Here is a 2,272-nt window from a genome sequence, read left to right on the forward strand (position 1 = left end):
CTTAACCAGGTGCCATTCAATGGCATTGTTGCACCATAATTTGCAGCGTGATGCCCTGCCTGGCAATCCACTTTATGATACAATAAACTTTTTAAATAATCGCCGGGCATAACCCTTACGATGCCATCGGCATTGGCAGCCGCATTTTTTGAAGGTTTGTTGATTAAATTATCAAAAGCCACACTGGCTGAAAGTACAAGGTTATGTTGAGCATAGGCAGCATCAGTTGCCGAGGCATGACAACCACTTAAAGCACAGGATGGGGTAAGTATTTTTTCCTGGATGATTACCCAACTGTCTTTTTTAGTGGCATCGTTTGTGCCGGTATTTTTTTTGCAGGAAGGTATTAAAAAAGAAAGGCTTAAAAAGGCAAAAATGAAAATAATTGCAGCAATGAATCTCATAAATAAGTTTTGGCGTAAATCAAATCTACAAAAATTAATTTAAAGCTAATAGCACCTGCCAGGCTTCACTTACTTTGCCGGTGTTTAATAATTCTTTAGCATAACGGTGCAGTTCTTTTTCCATATCATCGGGGTTAATGGAATAATATTGAATGATATTTTTAAGTTTATCATCAGTAAATGCAGGGTCAACAAATGGTATCTCTTTTACATTGCCCAACTGTCCTAAATTATTTCCACTGAGTATGGTACTGTTTTTTATTGAGGCAGGTAACATATCTACCCCAATACCCAATTGCGTATTGGGTTTTTCTATTGTAAATAAATTACTTTCATCAACTTTACAATACCAATCTCCTCCAAGCCTTGCCACATGATGCATTTTAGTTTGATCAATTTTTCCTTCGGCATTTAAAATAGTTTCATCAATATGCATTATTAATACTTCGGCAATTATTAAATTACCTGCGCCACCTTGGGTACCTAATGGTTTTACTTCATTTACTTTACACTCTAATTTTATTTTACTTTCTTTTACCATCGGTGGCTTTACTGTTGTTGCAGGTTGCATGGTAAATCCTGCTTTTTCAAATTCGTTAATACCTTTTGCAAACTCACAACTGGCAAGCGATGTTTGCTGCACCATATTGTAATCAACAATATTTATAACTACTTCGGGCACTTCTAAAATATTCTGTAAAGTATGTTTGATGGAATTATCCCTTACTCTTCTGGAAGGAGAAAAAATTACTATTGGCGGATTGGAAGAAAATAAATTGAAAAAACTAAAGGGAGATAAATTGATATTTCCGTCTTTATCAATTGTAGATGCAAAACATACAGGCCTTGGCGCAATGGCATGCTGCAAATAATTTTGAACGTCGGTGGGTTTCAAGTCTTTTAAATGAATTGTCATTTTCTCTGCGTTAAAAACTATATTTTCTTCAACTCTAAAATACTAAAATCACTCTCATCCTTTACAAAAGTATTTGAGAGTTTACCCAAACCATCAATCTCCATTTCCACTACATCACCATCTTGCAACCATTGCTCCGTGTAATCAGGGTTATTTAATTTTCCGGTACCGTTCAACTCTAAAAAACATCCGGTACCCACGGTGCCGCTGCCAATAATATCGCCAGGCATTACATGTACGCCGTAACTGCAGCGTTCAATAATTTCTGCAAAGGTCCAGTCCATATCAGCCACATTGCCATCGCTAACCTGTACGCCATTAACCCAGCATTTCATATTTAAATTCCAGGCTTTGCCAGTATGATTTTCTTTGCAGGGCACTTCAAATTCTTCCAGCTCATCTAAAGTAACCAGCATAGGGCCAACAGCAGTTGCAAAATCTTTTCCTTTTGCAGGCCCAAGGTTCAGCAGCATTTCTTCCATTTGTAAGGTTCTTGCACTAATATCATTCATTATCATCAGGCCGCCTATATATTCATCAGCTTCGGCTGCAATAATATTGCGGCCGGGTTTGCAAATAACTATTGCAGCCTCCAGTTCAAAATCTAATTTTTTAAAATGATCGGGCATGCAAACCACTTCGCCGGGACCCTGTATGCTGTTATGGTTAGTAAAATAAAAAATGGGATATTGGTCAAATTCGGGGATCATATCCACTTTTCTGTTGCGCCTTGCGGCGGCTACATGCTGCCGAAAAGCGTAACCATCCCTGCAACTGGTGGGGTGCGGTACCGGCGCCAAAATTTGGGTGCCGGCATACGGAATGGCAAGCGAACTTCGACCCAAGCCATCTTTTATACGTTGTTCTGCGGCTTTTACTACGGGAATTACGTCATCCCAGTAATTTAAAAACATCGACATGCTATTGGGTAAATCGGGGTGCAGGCTGTCGG

3 protein-coding genes are annotated in these 2,272 nt (G+C 39.0%); all 3 read right to left on the reverse strand.

What is annotated here, in order from left to right; translation table 11 throughout:
- On the reverse strand, positions 1 to 404 hold a 404-nt coding region (locus ACY65O_RS02145; protein WP_462219206.1), incomplete at its 3' end, for a hypothetical protein.
- Between the two features lie 34 nt (positions 405 to 438).
- Positions 439 to 1,320 (reverse strand): flavin reductase family protein, encoded by an 882-nt coding sequence (locus tag ACY65O_RS02150; protein WP_462219207.1) that lies wholly within the window; start codon positions 1,318 to 1,320, stop codon positions 439 to 441.
- 17 nt (positions 1,321 to 1,337) lie between these two features.
- Positions 1,338 to 2,272, reverse strand: a 935-nt coding sequence (locus ACY65O_RS02155; RefSeq protein ID WP_462219208.1) for a fumarylacetoacetate hydrolase family protein, incomplete at its 5' end; no start/stop codon positions are given.

This window comes from Ferruginibacter sp. (assembly GCF_031430955.1).
Lineage (GTDB): Bacteria > Bacteroidota > Bacteroidia > Chitinophagales > Chitinophagaceae > Ferruginibacter.